Below are 20,830 nucleotides of genomic sequence, written 5' to 3'. Positions count from 1 at the left end.
TCGTGCGTTACGGTCTAATCAATCGGCAATACGTATTACCCGCCGGTAGTAGGCCGATGACCCAGACTGTCGACGAGGACGAGGCGGACGCGTGACCCCGATGCAAGCAGATGTCGCCGTGATCGGCGGCGGGCTCGGAGGAGTGGCCGCGGCGATCGCCCTCGCCCGCAACGGCCTCTCGGTCGTGCTGACCGAGCAGTACCCGTGGCTGGGCGGCCAGCTCACCTCGCAGGGCGTCCCGCCGGACGAGCACACCTGGGTCGAGCAGTTCGGCGTCACCGCCGACTACCGGCGCCTCCGCGACGGCATCCGCGGCTACTACCGCCGCAACTACCCCCTCACCGCCGAGGCGATGCGCGACGACCGCCTGAACCCCGGCCGCGGACTCGTGAGCAGGCTCTGCGCCGAGCCCCGCGTCGCCGTCGCCGTGCTCGACGAGATGCTCGCCCCCTACCGCTCGAGCGGAGCGATCCGCGTCGTCACCGGCGTCGTCCCCTTCGCCGTCGACGGCGGCCCGGGCCGGATCGAGCGCGTCCTGCTGCGCGACGCGGTCTCGGGCGAGGAGCTCGCCGTCTCCGGACGGTACGTGGTCGACGCGACCGAGACGGGGGAGCTGCTCCCCCTCGCGGAGGTCGACTACGTCACGGGCTCCGAGTCGCGCGACGAGCACGGCGAGCCCAGCGCTCCCGCCGTCGCCGACCCGATGAACGTGCAGGCCGTCACCTGGTGCTTCGGCTTCGACAGCGCGGACGGCGACCACACCATCGAGCGCCCGGCCGACTACGACTACTGGCACGAGTACGAGGTGCCGTTCTGGGGCGGGAAGCTCCTCTCCTTCACCGCGCCGAACCCGAGGACGCTGCGCCCCGAGACCCGCACGATGCACGTGAACGCCGTGGGCGACACCCGCACCGCGGACCAGCGCGCGCAGGGCGGGGACACCGACCTCTGGATGTTCCGCCGGATCCTCGCGACCGAGACCCTCCGGCCGGGCGCGCTCGACAGCGACATCGTGCTCGCGAACTGGCCGATGCTCGACTACCTCGACAGCTCGATCCTCGACGTGCCGGAGCCGGAGAAGCACCTCGCCGGCGCCCGCGCGCTCTCGCTGTCGTACTTCTACTGGCTCCAGACCGAGGCGCCCCGGCCCGACGGCGGCCGCGGCTGGCCCGGGCTCCGGCTCCGCGGCGACGTGATGGGCACCGCCGACGGCCTCGCGCAGGCCCCCTACATCCGCGAGTCCCGCCGGATCCGCGCGCTCACCACGGTGCGCGAGCAGGACGTCTCCGTCGCCGCCCGCGGGACGGGGAGCCCCGCGCGCTTCGACGACTCCGTCGGCGTGGGCATGTACCGGATCGACCTGCACCCGACCACCGGAGGCGACAACTACCTCGACGTGGAGTGCTCGCCGTTCGAGATCCCGCTCGGCGCCCTCGTGCCGCGCACCCCGACGAACCTGCTGCCCGGGGGCAAGAACATCGGGACGACGCACATCACCAACGGCGCGTACCGCCTCCACCCCGTGGAGTGGAACATCGGCGAGGCCGTCGGCGAGCTGGCGGCCCTCGCCCTCGCCGAGGACCTGTCGCCCCACGAGATCGCCGCCGACCCCGCCCTCGTCGCCCGCCTGCAGGCGAGGCTCGAGTCGCGCGGCGTAGAGACCCACTGGCCCGACGTCGTCGGGTACTGACCGGGAACACCGAGAAGACCATTGGAGAAAGAGAGACGATGAGACCAGCGAAGAAGCTGATGGCCTCGCTCGCCGCAGTCGGAGTGATCGCCGCCCTCTCGGGCTGCGGCGCCGCCGGCGGCGGGGACGACTCAGCACCCGTCGCTCTGAGGATGTCCGTCTGGACCTCCGACGAGAAGCAGCTCGCCCTGTTCGACTCGATGGCCGACGAGTACATCGCCGACCACCCCGAGATCGAGTCCGTGACCTTCGAGTCCCTCCCGTTCGCGGACTACAACTCGACCCTGACCACGCAGGCCGCGGGCGGCAACGCCCCCGACCTCGCCTGGGTGGGCGACATCGCGAAGGACCTGATCGACGCCGGAGCGCTCGCTCCACTGACCGAGACCTTCGAGGGGACCGAGGGCTACGAGTACGACGACATCCTGCCCAGCGTGGCGCAGTCGTTCAGCCAGGACGGCGAGCTCTACGCGTACCCGTTCTCCAACTCGCCGTTCGCGCTGTACGTGAACCAGGACCTCATCGCGCAGGCCGGGCAGACCGTCGACCCCGCGACGCTCAGCTGGGAGGACGTCGACCGCATCGGCGCGGCCGTCAACGAGTCGACCGGCAAGGCCGGCTACATCATCCGCGACTTCGACTTCTCGGGCTGGCTGAGCCTCGCGAACCTCTGGGCGGGCTGGGGAGCCCAGCCGTGGAGCGACGACGGGACCCAGTGCACGATGGACTCGCCCGAGATGGTGGAGGCGTTCCAGTTCTTCCACGACTCGGTCTACGTCAGCGGCGCGACCCCCGGACCCGGCGTGACGGCGGACTTCTTCGCCGGCGATGCCGCGTTCACGACCGCGCAGGTCTCGCGGGCGAGCCTGCTCGACGGCTCGTTCCCGTTCGAGATTCACCCGCTGCCCGTCGGCCCCGCCGGCGAGTACGGCAACATCGGCCAGGCCGGCATGGCCGCGCTCGCAGGCGGCGACCACGTGGAGGAGGCGACCGGCTTCCTCTCGTTCATGACCAACCCGGAGAACTCCGCCAAGCTCGCGCAGTTCTTCCCGCCGCCCCGCGAGTCGCTGCTGTCCGGTGAGGAGCTGGCGAAGGTCAACACCCGCCTCAGCGCCGAGCAGCTCGACCGCGTCGTGGTCGACGAGCTCGCCGACGTGTCCGCCACCCCTCCGGTGACGAGCCCCGCCGAGATCACCTCGGTCGGCAAGACGGCGCTGGACCGCATGTGGTCGGCCGACGCCGACGTCGCCGAGGTGCTCGGAGGCGTCTGCGACGCCATCGCGCCCGTCCTCCAGGGGAAGTGATCCCGTGACCGCGACCTCGACGGACAGCCGCCGATCCGCTCCCGCCGGCGCCTACTGGAACCTCCGGCGCCGCGACGCGCTCGCCGGCTGGCTCTTCATCGCGCCCCAGCTGCTCGGTGTGATCGTGTTCGTGCTGCTGCCCGTCGGGCTCGCGGTCTGGTTCAGCCTCAACGAGTGGAACGTCTTCACCGGCTCCATGACCTTCGTGGGCGGCGAGAACTACGAGCGGGCGATCAACGACCCGAGCATCGGCGCGGTGCTCGGCACGACCGCGGTCTTCTCCGGGGGAGTGGTCGTCCTGAACCTCGCCCTCGGGCTGGGCCTGGCCGTGCTGCTGAACCGGAGGATCCCGGGCGGCGCCCTGTTCCGCACGCTCTTCTTCTCGCCCGTCGTCATCTCGGTGGTCGCCTGGACCCTCGTCTGGGGCTTCCTCCTCCAGGACAACGGCGCGATCAACGGCCTGCTCTCGCTGGTCGGCCTCGACGGGCCGAACTGGCTCCAGGAGGGACCCACCGCGATGGCGAGCGTCATCGTCACGCAGGTCATCCGCAGCGTCGGCGTCAACATGGTGCTCTTCCTCGCCGCGCTGCAGGGAGTGCCGGGCGACCTCTACGAGGCGGCCCGCCTGGACGGCGCGAGCCCCCGCGCGATCTTCTTCCGGATCACGCTCCCGCTCATCTCGCCCACCCTGCTCCTCACCGCCATCCTCACGATCGTCGGCTCGCTGCAGGCGTTCGCGCAGGTCGCCGTCCTGACCGAGGGCGGGCCGGAGCTGTCGACGACAGTGCTCGTCTACTACGTGTTCCAACAGGCCTTCGAGTTCAGCGACATCGGCTACGGCGCGACGCTCTCGCTGATGCTGCTCCTCTTCGTCCTGATCCTCACGGTCGTGCAGTGGCAGCTGCGCAGGAAATGGGTCTTCTATGAGAACTGACGCCGTCGTCGAGCAGGGGACCCCGCTCACGCCACGCCTCGAAGCCGTCCCGGAGCCGCCCGTCAAGCGCCGCCGCGGCCGCAGCCCGCTCATGACCGCCCTGCTCGTCGTGACGCTGATCCTGCTCGTGCTGCCGTTCGCGGTGCCGACGTTCTGGATGATCGCCTCGTCGTTCAAGCCGGTGAACGAGATCTTCTCGAACCCGCCGACCCTGCTGCCGGACTCGCCGAGCCTGGCGGGCTACGCCGAGGCGTTCCGGTTCCAGCCGTTCGCGCTCCAGTACTGGAACAGCCTCTACATCGCGGTCACGGTCACCGTGGTGACGCTGCTGGTCTCGAGCCTGGCCGGCTACGCCTTCGCCCGGATCCCGTTCCCGGGACGCAACGCGGTGTTCCTCGTCGTCCTGACCGGCCTGCTGGTGCCGACGGAGGTGACGATCATCCCGCTGTTCCAGATCTTCCGGCAGCTCGGCTTCATCGACACCCACGTGCCGCTGCTGCTGGTGCCGATGGTCGGAGCGCCGGCGGTGCTGGGCACGTTCATCATGCGGCAGTACTTCATCGCGATGCCCGGCGAGCTCGAGGAGGCCGCGCGCCTGGACGGCCTCGGCCGCTTCGGGATCTGGCGGCGCATCTTCCTGCCGCTGTCCAAGCCCGCGCTGTCGGCCGTCGCGATCCTGACCTTCCTCGGGTCCTGGAACATGTACCTCGAGCCGACGGTCTACCTGACCTCACCCGAGCTCTTCACCCTGCCCCAGGCGCTCACCCGCTTCACCGACGCCTACGGCGGGGAGATGTGGGACGTGCAGCTCGCTGCGGCGACGATGACGGTCGTGCCCGTGCTGGCCGTGTTCCTCCTCGCTCAGCGGCAGTTCGTGGAAGGGCTCGCGCACTCCGGTCTGAAAGGCTGACCCGGTGTTCACGGATCGCCCCCTCGCCGCCCTCCGCGAGTTCCGTGCGGAGGTCGCGGAGCCCGACGACTTCGACGCCTTCTGGCGGGCCACCCTCGCGCTCGGGCGGGAGGGCGGCCCCGCCGTGAGCGCCGCGCCGGTCGACGCGGGCCTCCCGCTGGTGCGGGTGCGGGACGTGCGGTTCCCCGGCTTCGCGGGCGAGCCGATCGCCGCCTGGCTGGTGACCCCCGCAGCGGACCCGGGCGCCCCGCTCCCCGTGGTGATCGAGTACCCCGGGTACGGCAGCGGACGGGGCCGTCCGATCGAGCACCTCTGGATCGCCGCCGCCGGGTACGCGCACCTGGTCGTCGACGCGCGAGGCCAGGGAGCCGGCCGCCTCGCCCGCTCCGGAGCCACCCCCGACCCCCACGGCAGCGGACCCGCGTACCCCGGGGTCACGACCCGCGGCATCGAGTCGCCCGAGACGTACTACTACCGGCGCATGATCGCGGACGCGGCGCTCGCCGTCGACGCCGTGGAGGCGCTCCCCGGGCTGGACCCGGACCGCGTGTCGGTCTTCGGCGGCAGCCAGGGCGGAGCGCTCGCGACCGCCGCGGCGGCGCTGCGCCCCCGGGTGCGCGCGGCGATCGCCCTGGTGCCCTTCCTCTCCGACGTCCTGCGCGCGACGACCGTCACGAACGAGGCGCCCTACGTGGAGATCGCCCGCTACCTGGCGACCCGCCCCGAGGACCTCGACGCCGTCGAGCGGACCCTCTCCTACGTCGACGGCGTCCACTTCTCCCGGCGCCTGGGCTGCCGGGTGCACCGCTCGGTCGGCCTGATGGACCCGATCTGCCCGCCCTCGACGGTCTTCGCCTCCCACAACGTCTCCGGCGGCGAGACGTCGATCGACGTGTGGCCGTACAGCGGGCATGAGGGCGGCGGGGTCGGCGACCGCGAGCGGGCGCTGGAGGTGCTGCGAGAGGTCCTCGGGTGACCGGACGGGCGTGACCCCGCGTCTCAGGACGTCGCGGCGTGCGCGCTCCGGGAGCCGAGGGCGGACAGCGCCGCGTCCACCCGGCGTCGCGCGTCGGCTGCTCCGCGCGCGGAGATCAGGGCGGACGCCAGGGCGGCGGCGTCGACCGCGGTGAGGTCGACCGCGAGAGCCTCGAGCTCGGACTGCTGGGCGCGCGAGAGCGCGACGCAGCGCGCGCCCGTCCCGAAGAGCGCCGCCAGCCACGATGCCGTGGCGGAGGGGGGCACGCTGACGAAGGTGGGCACGGCGGCCGAGGCCGTCAGTGCCAGCCGCAGGATCGCGAGGAGGGACGGGTGCCACAGGATCTCGTCGGCCCGCTCCTGGGCGTCCCGCCGGCCGGACGGGGAGGAGCAGGCGAGAGCGAGCCTCCCCGCGTCGATGTGGACGAAGTCGCTCTCCTGCGCGATCGACGACGTGAGCAGGGCGGCGGCGGGGGAGGCGATGGAGGCGCCGACGGTGTGGAAGCCCGCCCAGCGGGCCGCCTCGACCTCGCGGCCGATGGCGTCGGAGTCGTGCACGCCTGTCACCGCCAGCCACAGCCCCTTGCCGGGATGCTCGCGCTGCCTCTCCGCCAGGCGGCGTCGACGGGCCGGGTCCTCCTGGAAGCGCTCGACGTCGGCCTCGACGATCGCCACCCGGCAGCCGCTGCCGGCGAGCACGGCGTCGATCCCGGCGGCGTCGCACCCGCCCGCGGCCCCCTCGCCCGCCGTGCCGGACGGCGCCGGCACGAACGCCACGTCCGCGCCGACGGCGGCCGCGAGCGGCTCGAGGGCGTCGGAGCTCACGACGGACAGTGCCGAGCCGTCCGCCCACACGATCCGGGCGAGTGCGGTGTCGAGCACGGTGCCTCCCCTGCCGAAACGATTTTGCAGGAGCATAGCGTCTCGCCGCGACGCGGGGACGCCGCGGTCACCGCTGCGTGCTCGAGCGCGGGACCAGGACCGGGGCGATCGAGAGCACGGAGGGGGCCGCGACCGCGCCGGGGGAGTTCGTCGCCGAGACCGCGAGGCGGGCGCACGCGGCACCGACCTCCCGCGGGCGCAGGTCGACGGCGGTGACGCCCGCCGCCCTCAGCGCCGCGTGGTCGACGTAGCCGGCGATCAGCGGGCGCCCCTCCCGCTGTTCCGCGAAGGCTCGGACGAGCGGCTCGGCCGATCCCATCGGCACGCCCACGATCGCGTCGGCTCCGGCGGCGGCCAGTCGCCGAGCCGCCAGGAGGACCGTCTCGTCGGAGGAACCGGGCAGGAGCGTCTCGCTCAGGTCCGGGATCGAGCGCTCCTCGAACCAGGAGGCGGAGGCCGCGCAGAGCCGGCGGCCCCACATCACCGTGGTCATCGGAGCGAGCAGCGCCGGGCGCGTCGCACCGCGCTCGACGAGGTGGTCGAGGAGGCTCCGGATCCCCGCTCCGTGATCGATCGCGACGACGGCAGAGGGGGTCGGCGCCCCGTCGGGGACGGTGTCCGCCGTGACCACCGGGCGCCGATCGGCGACGAGCTCCGCGAGACGGGGGGAGTCCACGTCGACGTCCGGCACGAGGAAGGCGTCGACCGGCAGCCGCGGGATGTCGTCGAGCATCGCGCCGGTGATGATCGAGACCGCGACCCCCTGGGTGGCCGCCCACTCCGCGGCTCCCATCGCGAACTCCAGGTAGAAGGAGTCCTCGGCGTCGATCCGGGGCAGCACGAGCCCGATCGAGCCCGCGCGGGAGCGGCGGAGATTGCGGGCGCCCGCGTGCGGCGCGTAGTCCAGGGTCTGCGCGACGCGCTTGACCCGCTCGCGCGTGGCGTCGCTGACCCGTCCGGTGCCGGCGAGCGCGGAGGACGCCGTCCCGACCGACACCCCGGCGGCGAGCGCCACGTCACGAAGGCTCGTCCGCTGGTCCTGCACGCTCCGAATGTACCCGCCGCTCCGGGAGCGGGGCTCGGGAGCGACCCGTCATCTCCCGGCAACACGGCGGGAAACCTGTCCGACATCTTCGGCTCGAGAACTGTCCGCCAGGGGTAACACGACCGACACGGCGCGGAATCGGCGGGCTGCGACTGTCGTCCTGCCCGCCTACGAGAGGAACTGCCTTGCATCCGAATACCCTTCGCCGTCGCGGACGGCTGCTCGCCGCGACGGGAGCACTCGCCGCCGGCGCGCTGGTCCTCGCCGGGTGCACGCCCGACGCCGCGGACGACTCCGCGAGCGCCCGCGCCGACCTCTTCGTCCTCGAGGAGGCGACCATCGCCCAGGCGCAGCACGCGCTCGAGTCCGGAGCGCTGACCAGCGTCGAGCTGACGGCGATGTACCTCGATCGGATCCACGCCTACGACGTCAACGGGATCTCGCTCGACTCGATCCCCGTCCTCGACCCCGGGGTGATGGCGGCGGCCGAGGCGTCCGATGCGCGCCGTGCGGCCGGGGAGACCCTCGGCCCGCTGGACGGCATCCCGTACACGGTCAAGGACAGCTACATGGTCGAGGGGCTCACCGTCGCCTCGGGCTCTCCCGCCTTCGCCGATCTCACCGCGGCGAGCGACGCCTTCACGGTCGAGAAGATCCGTGAGGCGGGAGGCGTGCTGATCGGCAAGACGAACATGCCGCCGATGGCCGGCGGCGGGATGCAGCGCGGCGTGTACGGCCGCGCCGAGAGCCCCTACAACGCCGACTTCCTGCCCGCCGCCTGGTTCTCCGGCTCCTCCAACGGCTCCGGGACGTCCACCGCCGCGAACTTCGCGATGTTCGGCATGGGCGAGGAGACGGTCTCCTCCGGGCGCTCCCCCGCGTCGAACAGCGGGCTCATCGCCTACACGCCCTCCCGCGGGATGATCTCGATCCGCGGCAACTGGCCGCTGTTCCCGGTGCGCGACGTCGTCGTGCCGCACACCCGCACGGTCGACGACATGCTCACGCTGCTCAACACGATCGTGGTCGAGGACGAGAACACGGAGAACGACTTCTGGCGCGACCAGACCGCCGTCGATCTGCCGTCCGTCGAGGACGTGCGCCCCGACGACTTCACGAGCCTGGCCGACGAGGGTGCGCTCGAGGGCGTCCGCCTGGGCGTGCCGAAGATGTACATCGGCGAGGACCTCGGAGGGTCGAACCCGATCCGGATCCGGCCGTCCATCAAGGCGAGCTGGGACGAGGCGGCGGACGACCTGCGCGCCCTCGGCGCTGAGGTCGTGGAGGTCGACCTGCCCGTCCAGCACAATCAGGACCTGGACCGGGTGGGGGCGGTCTCGCCCGAGTCCCGCGGCCTGATGCCCGCGGACTTCGGGGAGATCGAGTTCAGCCGCATCAACCCCTACGCGGCCGAGAAGTTCCTCAAGGCCGTCGGCGACCCGGAGCTGACGTCGTGGACCCAGGTCGACACCTCGAAGGTGTTCCCCAACCCGCCGGGATCCCTCGCGGAGCAGGACGGTGTCAGCTACGGCGGCTACATGGACGCCTACCCCGCCGCGGTGGCGGACGGCGTGCCGGCGGAGTGGTCCGAGGTCGACGGACTGCAGGAGTCGCTCCAGGGGCTCGAGGACACCCGGAAGGTCGACTTCGAGGAGTGGCTCGACGCGGAGGGGCTCGACGGGATCGTCTTCCCGGCGAACTCGGACATCGGAGAGGCGGACGCGGACGTCGACCGCGAGGCCAACACGGTGGCCGATCAGAACGGCAACTACTTCTCGAACATGAACTACACCCTCCGGATGCTGGGGATCCCGACGGTCTCGGTGCCGATGGGGCTGATGGACGACACGCACATGCCGGTCAACCTCACGATCGCCGGTCCCGCGTACGACGACGCCGCGCTCCTCGGCTACGCGTACGCCTACGAGGCGGGCACGCACAACCGCGAGGCGCCCACCCGCACCCCGGCGCTCGCCGGGGAGACCGTCGACCTCGCGGCCTCCCCCTTCCCCGAGCCGGAGCGGCGGTCCGAGTCGGACGCGCCCGAGGCGGCACTCGAGGCCGCGCTCGTCGACGGTGCCCTGCAGCTCTCCGGCACGGCGACGGACGCCAGCGAGCTCGACAGCGTGCGGGTGTCCGTGAACGGGGAGAAGATCGCCGTCGACGGGGGACCGGCCGAGTGGAGCGCGACCCTCGACACGGCGAAGTACCGCCTGCCCGGCGCCTTCGCCGCGGCCGAGCTGTACGTCTCGGTCGTCGTCAAGGACGCGCAGGGCAACACGGCCGTGGTCAGCGAGTCGGTACCGGTCGGCTAGAGGCGGGGCGCCGGCCCCGTTCAGGACGCCGGCGCCTCCTCCATCCCGAGCCGCATCGCCAGGTCCATGGCACGCAGGCGGGCCGGCGAGACGTCGTAGGGCAGGCTCCGGATGATCTCGCCGGCGCTCCGGGCGCGGGAGCCCTGTGCGGGATCGGGGGCCGGCGCGGGGTCCTCGGGCGGGTGCGCCTCGTCCCACGCGTCGAAGATCGCCTCGTCCTCCTCGAGCTGACCGGACTCCTCGACGACGCGCATCAGCCGGGCCTCGAAGGCGTGCCGCTCCCGCGCCACCTGCTCCACCCGGGGGTCGTCCTCGGCGACCGTGTCGTCGAGGGCCTCCTCGGCGGCGTCGACGCGGTCGGCCTCCGCCCGCAGCGCCGGATCGGCGGCGAGGACGACGAAGCGGCCGGCCTGGGAGACGGCGCCCAGCGGGCCGAACATCCGCTCGGTGACCAGCAGGGTGTCGAGGTCGGCCTGGCGCAGCGAGCCCTCGGGTGCGCCCTCGAGGCGGCGCGAGACGATGTCGTCGAGCAGCCCCAGCCGGCCGCCGAGGGTCCGCATGCGCCGGACCGAGGCCCGCTTCCGCTGCAGCTCCTCCTCCTGCGCGGCGAGCGCGGCGTCCAGCCGCGCGAGGACGCCCGCGACCTCGTCCTCGCGGTCGGCGCTGTCCTCGGCGCCGGCCGGGGCTGCGACGGCGAAGGCGTCCCGGATGTCCTCGAGCGCGACCCCGGCGTCGGCCAGGCGGCGGATCCAGAGCAGCCGGATGATGTCGTCGTAGCCGTAGCGCCGACGACCGTCTCCGCCCCGCTCGCGCTCGGGAAGCAGGCCGAGCCGGTGGTAGTGGCGGATCGCCCGCGGAGTGACGCCGGCGAACGCGGCGGCGTCGCCGATCTGCACCTGGCGGGGCGGGGCGGGGAACGACTGCATGGGGGACCTCTCCGATCGGGACGGTGTGCATCGAGCAGACCACATGACGCAGGGGCAGGAGCAAGCCGGCCCGGCCTGCTCCCGCCCCGCGTCCCCTCGCGCTCAGCGCGCCAGGCGCACCGTCGCGATCTCGAACGGACGCAGCTCGAGGCGCACGTCGGCCGACTCCGCCTCGACGGAGCTCTCGATGCGGACCTGCTCGGTCGGGCGCTCCATCAGGTCGGTGCGGGTGACCGCCCGGACGGCGAAAGCGGCGCGGAGGGTCGCTGCGGCGCGGCGGCCGAGCGACTCGTAGAGCCGCACGATCACGTCGCCGCTCCCGTCGTCCGCCGCCTTCACGGCCTCGATGATCACCGAGGGGTCGTCGATCGACACCAGGGGAGCGACGGGCGCGGCGCCGGTGAGCCTGCGGACCGGGGTGTTCAGCGCGTAGCCGGCCTCGACGGCGTCGGGCAGCTCGGCCCCGACCACGAGCGAGACGGCGAGGCGGTGGCGGCCCTGGTCGGCGTCCGGGTCGGGGAACAGCGGCGCGCGCAGGAGCGAGAGCCGGACCGTGGTCGTCGGGGTGCCGGCCGCGGCGCGGTCGCGGGTGATGTCGTGCCCGTAGGTGGAGTCGTTGACGACCGCGACGCCGAAGCCCGGCTCGCCGACGTGCACCCAGCGGTGCGCGACGGTCTCGAAGCGGGCGGCGTCCCACGTCGTGTTCACGTGGGTCGGGCGGTGCACGTGGCCGAACTGGATCTCGGACGTCGCCCGGTCCGAGAGCAGGTCGAGCGGGAAGGCGAGCTTGAGCAGCTTGCGGCGCTCGTGCCAGTCGATGTCGAGGCCGAGGTCGACGGCCGCCCGGCCGATCTGCAGCGAGACGGTCTGCACGACCGTGGAGCCGCCGAACGAGCGGGTGATCACGACCGCCGGCACCTCGCGGCCGAGCGGGTCGCTCACGGTGCCGGCGCGGACCGCGTCGACGCCGACGAGGTCCTCCACCGTGCGGCGGTAGTTGTCGTCGAGGTCCCAGGCGTCCCACTTGTTCGGGGTGTCGCGGTGGAGCTGGAGGAGCCCCGCGGCGGCGCCGGCGGGCACGACCTCCCGGCCGCTCGCGAGGTCCACGACCGACTCGAGGAGCCCGGAGGCGCCGATCCGCACCCGGACGAGCCCGTTGTCGAGGACGTGGGCGTCGCCGTCGGAGCGGAGCGTCGGGGCCGAGTGCTCCGCGGCGGGGTCGGCCGCGGCCGCGCCGAGCGCCGGCACGCCCCCGACGGGGAAGGGGGAGGAGTTCACCAGCAGCTCCGCGGAGCCCTCGCCGGCGAGGGCCCGGACTGCCTCGGCGATCATCTCCTCGATCCGCTGCGCGATGCGGGCGTAGTTCTCCTCCGCCTCGCGGTGCACCCAGGCGATGGAGGTGCCGGGCAGGATGTCGTGGAACTGCTGCAGGAGGACCGTCCGCCACATCTCGCGCAGCTCGTCGGCCGGGTACGGGACCCCGGCGCGGACGAGGGCCGTGGTCGCCCACAGCTCGATCTCGCGGAGCAGGTGCTCGCTGCGGCGGTTGCCCTGCTTGGTGCGCGCCTGCGACGTGTAGGTGCCGCGGTGGAACTCGAGGTAGAGCTCGCCCGACCAGGTGGGCGCGTCCGGGTACTCGGCCTGCGCCTCCTCGAAGAAGCGGCGGGGCGTGGACAGCTCGACGGTCGGCGAGCCCTCGAGGCTGCGCGTGCGGCGGGCGGCCGCGATCATCTCGCGGTTGGGGCCTCCTCCGCCGTCGCCGTAGCCGAAGGGCACGAGCGACATGGTGCCGCTGCCCTTCTCGGCGTACTGGCGCTCGGCGCGGGCGAGGTCCTCGCCGGAGAGGTCGGAGTTGTAGAGGTCGACGGGCGGGAAGTGCGTGAACACGCGGGTGCCGTCGATGCCCTCCCACCAGAAGGTGTGGTGGGGCATCGTGTTGGTCTCGTTCCACGAGATCTTCTGCGTGAGGAACCAGCGCCCGCCCGCTCCGGCGATGATCTGCGGCAGCGCGGCGGAGTAGCCGAAGGAGTCCGGGAGCCAGACCTCCTCCGTGTCGATCCCGAACTCGTCGAGGAAGAAGCGCTTGCCCTCGAGCAGCTGGCGCACGAGCGCCTCGCCGCCGGGCATGTTCGTGTCCGACTCGACCCACATCCCGCCGACCGGCACGAAGCGGCCCGCGAGCACGTGGCCGCGGACGCGCTCGAACAGCTCCGGGTGGTCGCGCTTCAGCCACGCGTACTGCTGCGCGGAGGAGGCGGCGAAGACGAAGCCCTCCTCGCGCTCGATCAGATCGCAGACGTTCGAGAAGGTGCGGGCCACCTTGCGGGCGGTCTCACGGGCGGGCCAGAGCCACGCGGAGTCGATGTGGGCGTGGCCGACGGCGTGCAGGTGGTGCGCGCTGGCCGAGGCGGGGCGCTCGAGGACCGTCCGCAGCGCCTCCCGGCCGGCGGCGGCGGTGCCGGACACGTCGTCCGGATCGAGGACGTCGACGGCGCGGTCGAGGGCGCGCACGATCTCGGCGCGGCGCTGGGAGGACTCGGGCAGCTGCCCGATCAGCCCGACGAGCACGGCCATGTCCTGCTCCAGCTCCCAGACCTCCCGGTCGAGCAGTCCGAGCTCGAGACGGCGGAGGCGGTAGAGCGGGTCGGACGGCAGGGCGCCGTCGGCGGGGCGGCCGCCGAGCGCCGTGGGGGTGAAGGACCAGTCACCGGTGATGTTCGGGTTGGCGGCGGCCTCGATGTAGAGCTCGACCGTGCGGTCGCCCGCCTCGCGGTCGGGCAGCCGGTCGAGCGGGACCGACTGGTTGAACGGCTCGACGGCCTTCACGACCGTGCCGGTCGCGGTGAAGACGAGCCCCTCCGCCTCGAAGCCGGACTGGGCGCCGGTGTAGCCGAGGTCGACGACGAGCTCGGGCTCGCAGCCGTCGACGCCGACCCAGGAGGCGGGGATCTCGCCGCGCACGTGGAACCACACGGTGCCCCACGGGGCACCCCACGGCTCCCCGATGCGGGCGGGCGCGTAGGACGCGGCCCGCGCCTGGTCGAAGGGGACCGGCTCGCCCGGAGCGGTCCACGACTCGATCCCGAGCGGCTCGACCGCCCGGTGGATAGCCGGCCGGAGGCTCTCGGCGCGGAAGCGGGCGATGCGGGCTTCGATGCGGGTGCTGTCGTCATGCATGCGTTCTGGTGCTCGTTCCGTGTGCAGTGGGGGAGGGCGGCGGCGCGGAGGGCGCCGCCGCCCGGGGTCAGGAGGCGATGACGACGCGGTGCCCGTCGGGGAAGACGGCCACCTTCCGCCAGGTGTCGCCGGAGCGCTCCCAGCCCTCGTTGACCTGCCCGGCCGGAGGGGTCGGGATGGTCTCGGGGGCGCGGGCGACCGTGGTGTAGCCGGCCGCGCGCTCCACCCGGCCGCGGCCGAGCTCGAACGAGGTCAGGCGTCCGTCGTCGACGATCAGCGAGCCCTCGTCCACTCCCGCGGCGCCGCGCTCGATGAACGGGTTCACGAGGCGCGTCTGCGAGGAGTCGCTGCCCAGCACGATCGCCTTCTGCTGCGGGAAGCGGCCGAGGCTGAGCCCGTAGAAGCCGCCGAGGACGGTGAGGTTGCGCACCTCGAAGTCCGCTCCGCCGTTCGTCAGGCCGACGCCGAGGCAGTTCGCGCCCGAGGTCGGGAAGAAGTTCGGGTTCACGATCATGTGGCTCGTGCCGGCCTCGACCAGCACCTCCCAGCCGTCGCGGGAGCCCTCCGAGCGGAAGTTGATCAGGGTCAGGCCGGAGTTGACCGAGCGCCGGTTCTCGTTGCGGATCGACCGGAGGCCGACCGTGCCGCCGATGGCCTGGCAGTCGAGCAGCGTCATGTTCGTCGGCGCGAGGAGGAAGCCGCCGAGGCCGGGGCTGATCGCCTCGACGTTGGTCATCGAGCCGCCGATGGAGGCCTTGCCCGAGTCCTCCACGCCCCAGCCGGCGGGGGCGACGATCTTGATCTTGTTCCAGGAGTTGGCGTACGAGTACTCGTCGTCGACGCCCGAGACGAAGGTGGCGCGCTCGCGGAAGATGCCCGACTTGCCGGTCTTCTGGATCCACAGGTTGCGGAACTCGCAGTTGACCAGCGAGCGCAGCGACATCCCGTGGCCGCCGGAGGGCGTGCCCGTCATCTCGAAGTCGGCGAGGACGACGCCGGTGGCCTTGTTGTTGTTGGCGGGGCCGGCCGCGTCGCCGGTCTGGCCGGAGACGGTGAAGATGTCGCGGGTCGAGCCCTCGATCTGGACGATCCTCGTCTGGCGCATGCCGGCGCCGACGATCTTCGGCCCGGCGTAGCCGTAGGGCGGCCCGTTCTCGGGCTGCACCGGGTAGCCGCGGTAGTCGACCGCGAGGCCCGTCACCCGGATCTCGCCGGCGGGCAGCGACACCTCGCCGCCCGGAGCGGTCATCGCCTTGTCGATGGCCGCCTGCACCGCGCGGGTGTTGTCTGCGCCGGCGCGGTCGTCCCAGCGGAACTCCTTGTCGAGCGGTGAGATCGGCCCCTCGGTGACGCTCAGGCGCTTCTTCTGCCCGGGAGCGTCGGCCGGGGGCGCGGCGGCGGCCGGAGTGGCGGCGCCGACGGCCCCTGCCGCGCCGGCGAGGGCGGCGGCGCCCCCGGCGAGGAAGAGGCGGCGCGAGTTGTCGGGCCTGCGCTGCGGATCGTGCTCGGGCTGCTGATCGGGCTTGTGCTGCCGATCGGGCCTCGGGGAGGCCGTGGTCTGGTTGTCTGGGTCTGCGGGATTCATCATCGTCGACGTTCCGCCCTCTCTCGCCCCGGATGGGCGTACGGCGATCCTTCGTCATCGGTAGCCTGAGGTCAAGACGTAATACCTATTACCAGGATGAAGCGGAGGTGTCCGGGTGCCGCGGATCACGCAGAAGGACATCGCGCGTCTCGCGGGAGTCAGCCAGACGACGGTGTCGTTCGTGCTCAACGACAAGGGCGAGCAGCTCGCCCGGGTTCCGGAGGCGACGCGGGCGCGGATCCTCAAGGCGATCCAGGAGACGGGGTACGTCGCCGACCCCATCGCGCGCCGCCTCAAGCAGGTCGGCACCGGCATGATCGGCGTCTACACCTACGAGAGCCTGTTCCCGCTCGACCGCGAGGACTTCTTCCACCCGTTCCTCGCCGGCATCGAGGAGGAGGCGCAGAACCGCGACATCGACCTCCTCCTGCTGACCAGCGGCCGCGTCGGCGGCCGCCGCGGCGGCCTGAGCGGCGGCACCACCCGGCTGCGCCTGGCCGACTCCTGCATCCTCCTCGGGCAGCACATGCCCCGTGAGGAGCTCGAGTTCCTCAACGCGAGCGGCTTCTCCTTCGTCAGCATCGGCCGCCGCGACGACGCCGGCGGGCCCGTGCCCTACGTGGCCGCCGACTACGCGTCGATCGTCCGCGAGCTGATCTCCTGCGCGCGCGCCCTCGGCCACACCCGCTTCGCCTACGCCGGCCACGGCGAGGGCGTCGAGTCGTACACCGACCGCATGGCCGGCGCGCGGGCCGAGCTCGGCGACGGCTTCCTCCACCTCGTCCCGGGGCCGGAGGCGTCGCCGCGGGAGTGGATCCGCCGGATCGCCACCGAGGGCGTCACGGTCGTCCTCGCCGAGCAGGAGGAGCAGTTCGTCCTCCTGCAGGAGGCCGCCGAGGCCGAGGGGGTGGCGGTGCCGGGCGACCTGTCGCTGGTGTCGCTCTCCGGATCGGCCGACCGCACCGGCTGGCAGGCCGGCTTCGAGCTGCCCCGGCGCGACATGGGCCGCCGCGCCGTGCAGATCCTCATCGAGGGCGACCCCGCGCGACGGGAGCAGCAGCTCCTCCGCTGCACGCTCGTCGACGGCGCCTCCCTGGCCGCGGCCCCGGCCTGACCGGCCGGCCCTGACCGCTCGGCCCTGAACGGCCGGGCTCAGCCCGAGTGGTGGCGCCCGATCGGCAGCACCAGCGGCGTCCGCGAGACCGGGTCCTCGATCACGCGCGACTCCATCCCGAACACCGCGCGCACCGTCTCCGGCGTCACCACCTCGGCGGGCGTGCCCGAGGCGTACAGGGCGCCGTCGCGCACGGCGACGAGGTGGTCGGCGTAGCGGGCGGCGAGGTTGAGGTCGTGCAGCACGATCACGATCGTCGTCCCGCGCGAGCGGTTGAGGTCGGTGAGCAGGTCGAGCACCTCGACCTGGTGCGACACGTCGAGGTAGGTCGTGGGCTCGTCCAGGAGGAGCACGTCGGTCCGCTGGGCGAGGGCCATCGCGATCCACACCCGCTGGCGCTGCCCGCCCGAGAGCTCGTCCACGGGGCGGTCGGCGAGCTCGAGCGTGCCGGTGTCGCGCAGCGCCTCCTCGACGATCGCGTCGTCGTCCGATCCGGAGCCGCGGCCGAACAGGCCCCGGTGCGGGTAGCGGCCCCGGGCGACCAGGTCCGAGACGGCGATCCCCTCCGGCGCGATCGGGGTCTGCGGCAGCAGCCCCACCTGCTGCGCGACCTGGCGCGTCGGGAGCCGGTGGATCGCGCGCCCGTCGAGCAGGACGCTCCCCGAGCGCGGGGTGATCAGCCGCGCCATCGCGCGCAGGAGCGTCGACTTGCCGCAGGCGTTCGCGCCGACGATCACCGTGATCCGGCCGGGCGGCACGGCGAGCGAGAGCCCGTCGACCACCACGCGCTCGTCGTAGGCGAGGGTGACCGCGTCGGCGGCGAGGGTGGGCGGGGCGTCGGTCACAGGGAGCCTCCGGAGCGGTTGCGGCGGGCGAGGAGCCAGAGCAGGAAGGGCGCGCCGAGGGCGCCGGTGACGACGCCGACCGGGAAGCGCGCGCCCGAGAACAGCGCGCCGACGACGTACTGGGCGAGCAGGTCGGCGGCGAGCACCACGACCGCGCCGACCAGGGCGGAGGGGATCAGCAGCGTGCGCGCGCTCGGCAGGATCCGCCGCGCGATCGGCCCCGAGACGAAGGCGACGAACGCGATCGGGCCGGTGGCGGCGGTCGCGACGGCCACGAGGCCGACTCCGACCGCGAGCAGGGCCAGCCGGCTGCGCCGCACGTCGAGCCCGAGCGCGGTCGCCGACTCGTCGCCGAGCTGCAGCACGCCGAGCCGGCCCGAGAGCAGCAGCGCCAGCGGCACCAGCACGAGCATCGTCAGCGCGAGCGGCGGGACGGAGGGCCAGGCGGCCGAGTTGAGGCTGCCGGTCAGCCAGCGCAGCGACTCCTGGACGTCCTCGAAGTCGGCGCGGGTCTGCACGTAGGCGATCACGCTCTGGAACATCGCCGCGACGCCGATGCCGATGAGGATCAGCCGCGCCCCGATCACTCCGCCGCCCTCGGCCAGCCCGGCGATGATCAGGGCCGTCGCGAGCCCGGCCGCGACTGCGATCACCGAGACTGCGCCTCCCGAGAGCCCGAAGAACGCGATCGCGACGACGGCCGCCGCGCTCGCCCCCGAGGTGATGCCGATGATGTCGGGGCTGGCGAGGGCGTTGCGCAGCATCGTCTGGAAGATCACGCCGCCCGTCCCGAAGCCCACGCCCACCAGGACGGCCGTGATGGTGCGCGGCAGCCGCAGCGTGCCCACGGTGAAGGAGGCGCCCGGCACGGTCTCGCCGAGGATCACGCGGACGACCTGCGGCACCGAGTAGACCGTGCTGCCGACCGTGAGCGAGACGACGACGAGCGCCAGCGCGAGCACCGCGAGGACCGCGCAGCCGATGACCGTGCGCCGACGGCGCAGCGTGCGGCCGGCCGCGATGCCGACCGCGGCGGGCGCCTCCGCGGTCCTCACAGCGCCCGCACCTTCGAGCGGCGCACGATCGCGATGAGCACCGGGGCGCCGATCAGCGCGGTCACGATGCCCACCTCGACGTCGCTCGGCCGGGCGACCACGCGGCCGACCACGTCGGCGACGAGCAGCAGCAGGGCGCCGAGCAGAGCGGAGGAGGGCAGCAGCCAGGCGTGCGCGGGGCCGGTGACGCGGCGGGCGAGGTGCGGGACGACCAGGCCGATGAATCCGATCGGTCCGGCGATCGCGGTCGCGGCGCCGCAGAGCAGCACGGCCGCGAGCCCCGCGACCAGGCGGATGCGCCCCACGCGCCGGCCGAGGCCGGTCGCCAGGTCGTCGCCGAGCGCCAGGGCGTCGAGCCCTCGCGCGCTGGAGAGGGCCAGCACCGCGCCGACCGCGAGGAACGGGAGGACCTGCAGGATGCTCGCGGTCTCGGCGCCGCCGACTCCGCCGACCTGCCAGAAGCGGAAGCGGTTCAGCGTGGTCTCCTGGGTGAGCAGGACCGCGCTGATGAGGGAGGTGAGCGCGGCGGCGGTGGCGGCTCCGGCGAGGGCGAGCTTCAGCGGAGTGGCGCCCTCGCGGCCGAGCGAGGCGACCGCGTAGACGAACGCCCCGGCGGCGGCGGCTCCGAGGAACGCGAGCCAGATGAACTGCGGCAGGCTCGTCGCGCCGACCCCGGCGATCCCGAGCACGACCGCGAGCGAGGCGCCCGAGTTGAGGCCGAGGATGCCCGGATCGGCGAGCGGGTTGCGGGTCAGGCCCTGCATCACGGCTCCGGCGAGCCCGAGCGCGGCGCCGACCAGGATCGCGAGGACCGTCCGCGGCACCCGCCCCTGCACCGCCGCGTCGACGATGGACGCCGGATCGGGCGAGGTCAGCGCCGGCCAGACCTCGCCGAGCGGGATCTCGCGGGAGCCGTACACGAGCGAGAGGACCGAGGCGACGGCCAGCGCGACGAGGGCGACCGCCAGCGCGGTCGCCCTCGTCTTCCGGGTGGGTGCGGTGCGGGTCACGACACCTTGTCGGCGGCCGCGGCGAGGCCGGCGGTGTACTCGTCGAGCACCCACGGGATGCTGAGCAGGTTCGGCGACGAGGTGGCCATGGCGGCGGACGAGCCGTCCTCCAGCACGTAGACGGAGCCGCGCTCGACGGCCGGGATCTTGGAGAGCAGCGGGTCGGCCTGCAGCGCGGCGAGGGTCGTGTCGTCGCCGTAGACGACGAGCACGTCGGCGTCGAGCTGGTCGGCGTTCTCGGAGCTGATGGTGCCGCTGAACGCCTCCGAGTCGCCGGAGAGCTCGGCGACGCTCGGGGCGACGTCGAGTCCGAGGTCCTCGACGAACTTCACGCGCGCGTCGTTCGGCGTGTAGTAGGTGAAGGTGCTCGCGTCGGTCGGGTCGTACCAGCCGTACATGAACGTGGTGCCCGCGAGCTGCGGGTAGGACGCGGTGGTCTGCGTGATGTCGCTCTCGATCTCGCCGACCTTCGCGACGGCCTCGTCCTCGAGGCCCAGCGCGGCGCCGTCGAGCTTCGCGGAGTCCTGCCAGGTCGTGCCCCAGGGCAGGCCCGGGTAGGCGACGGTGGGGGCGATCTGGCTGAGGGTGTCGTAGTCCTGCCGGGTGATGCCGGAGTAGGCCGAGAGGATCACGGTCGGGCTGAGGTCCGAGATCGCCTCGAAGGGCACGCCGTCGGTCTCGTCGAACAGGGTCGGGGTCTCGGCGCCGGAGGCGTCGAGCGCCTCCTTCGTCCACACCAGCAGGCCGTCGCCGTCCTCGTCGCCGTAGGAGGCGCGGGTGAAGCCGACCGGGGTCACACCCAGCGCGAGCGCCACGTCCTGGTTGGTCCAGCTCGTCGCGACGACCCGGTCGGCCGACTCGACGGTGGTGCTGCCGAAGGCGTGGTCGACGGTGACGGGGAAGCCCTCGCCGCTCTCGGCGGCGCTGCTCTCGGACGTGCCCTCGGAGCCGGCGTCGGCTCCTCCCGAGCAGGCGGTGAGCAGCAGCGCGGCGAGGCCGAGCGAGGCGACGGCGGTCAGGCGGAGGGGGGTGCGAGTGGCGGGCACGGCGATCCTTCGAAGGG

16 protein-coding genes are annotated in these 20,830 nt (G+C 73.1%); 7 read left to right on the top strand and 9 right to left on the bottom strand.

Annotated elements, in window-relative coordinates:
- Positions 1 to 100: 100 nt before the first annotated feature.
- From C5C10_RS15275 to C5C10_RS15255, 5 genes are read left to right on the top strand one after another with little or no spacing between them, the layout of a single operon-like run.
- A complete protein-coding gene (locus C5C10_RS15275; protein ID WP_104234052.1) occupies positions 101 to 1,690 on the top strand; it encodes an FAD-dependent oxidoreductase in 1,590 nt (529 codons plus the stop codon).
- Between the two features lie 38 nt (positions 1,691 to 1,728).
- Positions 1,729 to 2,994, top strand: coding sequence for a sugar ABC transporter substrate-binding protein (locus C5C10_RS15270; RefSeq protein ID WP_104329690.1), 1,266 nt, complete (start codon positions 1,729 to 1,731; stop codon positions 2,992 to 2,994).
- A gap of 4 nt (positions 2,995 to 2,998) precedes the next feature.
- Positions 2,999 to 3,928, top strand: coding sequence for a carbohydrate ABC transporter permease (locus C5C10_RS15265; protein WP_104234014.1), 930 nt, complete (start codon positions 2,999 to 3,001; stop codon positions 3,926 to 3,928).
- Complete coding sequence (locus tag C5C10_RS15260; RefSeq protein WP_244229554.1) at positions 3,918 to 4,838, top strand: carbohydrate ABC transporter permease; 921 nt, start codon at positions 3,918 to 3,920, stop codon at positions 4,836 to 4,838. Before C5C10_RS15265 ends, C5C10_RS15260 begins: the two co-directional genes overlap by 11 nt.
- Before the next feature lie 4 nt (positions 4,839 to 4,842).
- Complete coding sequence (locus tag C5C10_RS15255; RefSeq protein ID WP_104329689.1) at positions 4,843 to 5,814, top strand: acetylxylan esterase; 972 nt, start codon at positions 4,843 to 4,845, stop codon at positions 5,812 to 5,814.
- A 23-nt stretch (positions 5,815 to 5,837) separates the two neighbouring features.
- Here C5C10_RS15255 and C5C10_RS15250 read toward each other — a convergent pair whose 3' ends face one another.
- The gene (locus tag C5C10_RS15250) at positions 5,838 to 6,695 is read right to left on the bottom strand and encodes a hypothetical protein (RefSeq protein WP_104329688.1); all 858 of its coding nucleotides are present in this window, start codon (positions 6,693 to 6,695) and stop codon (positions 5,838 to 5,840) included.
- Positions 6,696 to 6,762: 67 nt separating this feature from the next.
- Positions 6,763 to 7,740: a LacI family DNA-binding transcriptional regulator gene (locus C5C10_RS15245; RefSeq protein ID WP_104329687.1), complete on the bottom strand. Its 978-nt coding sequence runs from the start codon at positions 7,738 to 7,740 to the stop codon at positions 6,763 to 6,765.
- Between the two features lie 338 nt (positions 7,741 to 8,078).
- Here C5C10_RS15245 and C5C10_RS15240 point away from each other — a divergent pair, with 338 nt between their 5' ends.
- Positions 8,079 to 10,055, top strand: a complete 1,977-nt coding sequence (locus tag C5C10_RS15240) for an amidase (RefSeq protein WP_374953357.1) — start codon at positions 8,079 to 8,081, stop codon at positions 10,053 to 10,055.
- Positions 10,056 to 10,075: 20 nt separating this feature from the next.
- Here the strand turns inward: C5C10_RS15240 and C5C10_RS15235 are convergent, their stop codons facing one another.
- The 3 genes from C5C10_RS15235 to C5C10_RS15225 all read right to left on the bottom strand — a co-directional run bounded on the left by C5C10_RS15235 (position 10,076) and on the right by C5C10_RS15225 (position 15,746).
- Positions 10,076 to 10,981, bottom strand: coding sequence for a MerR family transcriptional regulator (locus C5C10_RS15235; protein WP_219813276.1), 906 nt, complete (start codon positions 10,979 to 10,981; stop codon positions 10,076 to 10,078).
- Between the two features lie 102 nt (positions 10,982 to 11,083).
- Complete coding sequence (locus C5C10_RS15230; protein WP_104329684.1) at positions 11,084 to 14,158, bottom strand: glycoside hydrolase family 38 C-terminal domain-containing protein; 3,075 nt, start codon at positions 14,156 to 14,158, stop codon at positions 11,084 to 11,086.
- 67 nt (positions 14,159 to 14,225) lie between these two features.
- The gene (locus C5C10_RS15225) at positions 14,226 to 15,746 is read right to left on the bottom strand and encodes a hypothetical protein (protein ID WP_104329683.1); all 1,521 of its coding nucleotides are present in this window, start codon (positions 15,744 to 15,746) and stop codon (positions 14,226 to 14,228) included.
- Between the two features lie 112 nt (positions 15,747 to 15,858).
- Between C5C10_RS15225 and C5C10_RS15220 the strand changes: the two genes are divergently transcribed.
- Positions 15,859 to 16,857 (top strand): LacI family DNA-binding transcriptional regulator, encoded by a 999-nt coding sequence (locus C5C10_RS15220; protein WP_104329682.1) that lies wholly within the window; start codon positions 15,859 to 15,861, stop codon positions 16,855 to 16,857.
- Positions 16,858 to 16,895: 38 nt separating this feature from the next.
- Here the strand turns inward: C5C10_RS15220 and C5C10_RS15215 are convergent, their stop codons facing one another.
- Genes C5C10_RS15215 through C5C10_RS15200 form a run of 4 tightly spaced genes read right to left on the bottom strand, consistent with a single transcriptional unit; the run spans position 16,896 to position 20,813 of the window.
- Positions 16,896 to 17,702 carry an ABC transporter ATP-binding protein gene (locus tag C5C10_RS15215; RefSeq protein ID WP_104224308.1) on the bottom strand — a complete coding sequence of 269 codons (807 nt, stop codon included), beginning with the start codon at positions 17,700 to 17,702 and terminating at the stop codon, positions 16,896 to 16,898.
- The gene (locus tag C5C10_RS15210; protein ID WP_104329681.1) at positions 17,699 to 18,757 is read right to left on the bottom strand and encodes an iron chelate uptake ABC transporter family permease subunit; all 1,059 of its coding nucleotides are present in this window, start codon (positions 18,755 to 18,757) and stop codon (positions 17,699 to 17,701) included. Before C5C10_RS15210 ends, C5C10_RS15215 begins: the two co-directional genes overlap by 4 nt.
- A complete protein-coding gene (locus tag C5C10_RS15205; protein ID WP_104224306.1) occupies positions 18,754 to 19,767 on the bottom strand; it encodes an iron ABC transporter permease in 1,014 nt (337 codons plus the stop codon). The genes C5C10_RS15210 and C5C10_RS15205 overlap by 4 nt, the downstream gene beginning before the upstream one ends.
- A complete protein-coding gene (locus C5C10_RS15200; protein WP_104329680.1) occupies positions 19,764 to 20,813 on the bottom strand; it encodes an iron-siderophore ABC transporter substrate-binding protein in 1,050 nt (349 codons plus the stop codon). The genes C5C10_RS15205 and C5C10_RS15200 overlap by 4 nt, the downstream gene beginning before the upstream one ends.
- Positions 20,814 to 20,830: the final 17 nt, after the last annotated feature.

Origin of the sequence: Rathayibacter sp. AY1A3 (genome assembly GCF_002930975.1) — a bacterium.
GTDB lineage: Bacteria > Actinomycetota > Actinomycetes > Actinomycetales > Microbacteriaceae > Rathayibacter.
This window is presented reverse-complemented; position numbering and strand designations above follow the sequence as displayed.

What these genes read in the sequence shown, in the direction of transcription:
- C5C10_RS15275 (WP_104234052.1), top strand. Translation starts at nt 101, where the DNA reads ATGCAAGCAGATGTCGCCGTGATCGGCGGCGGGCTCGGAGGAGTGGCC.
- C5C10_RS15270 (WP_104329690.1), top strand. Translation starts at nt 1,729, where the DNA reads ATGAGACCAGCGAAGAAGCTGATGGCCTCGCTCGCCGCAGTCGGAGTG.
- C5C10_RS15260 (WP_244229554.1), top strand. Translation starts at nt 3,918, where the DNA reads ATGAGAACTGACGCCGTCGTCGAGCAGGGGACCCCGCTCACGCCACGC.
- C5C10_RS15235 (WP_219813276.1), bottom strand. Translation starts at nt 10,981, where the DNA reads ATGCAGTCGTTCCCCGCCCCGCCCCGCCAGGTGCAGATCGGCGACGCC.
- C5C10_RS15230 (WP_104329684.1), bottom strand. Translation starts at nt 14,158, where the DNA reads ATGCATGACGACAGCACCCGCATCGAAGCCCGCATCGCCCGCTTCCGC.
- C5C10_RS15225 (WP_104329683.1), bottom strand. Translation starts at nt 15,746, where the DNA reads ATGATGAATCCCGCAGACCCAGACAACCAGACCACGGCCTCCCCGAGG.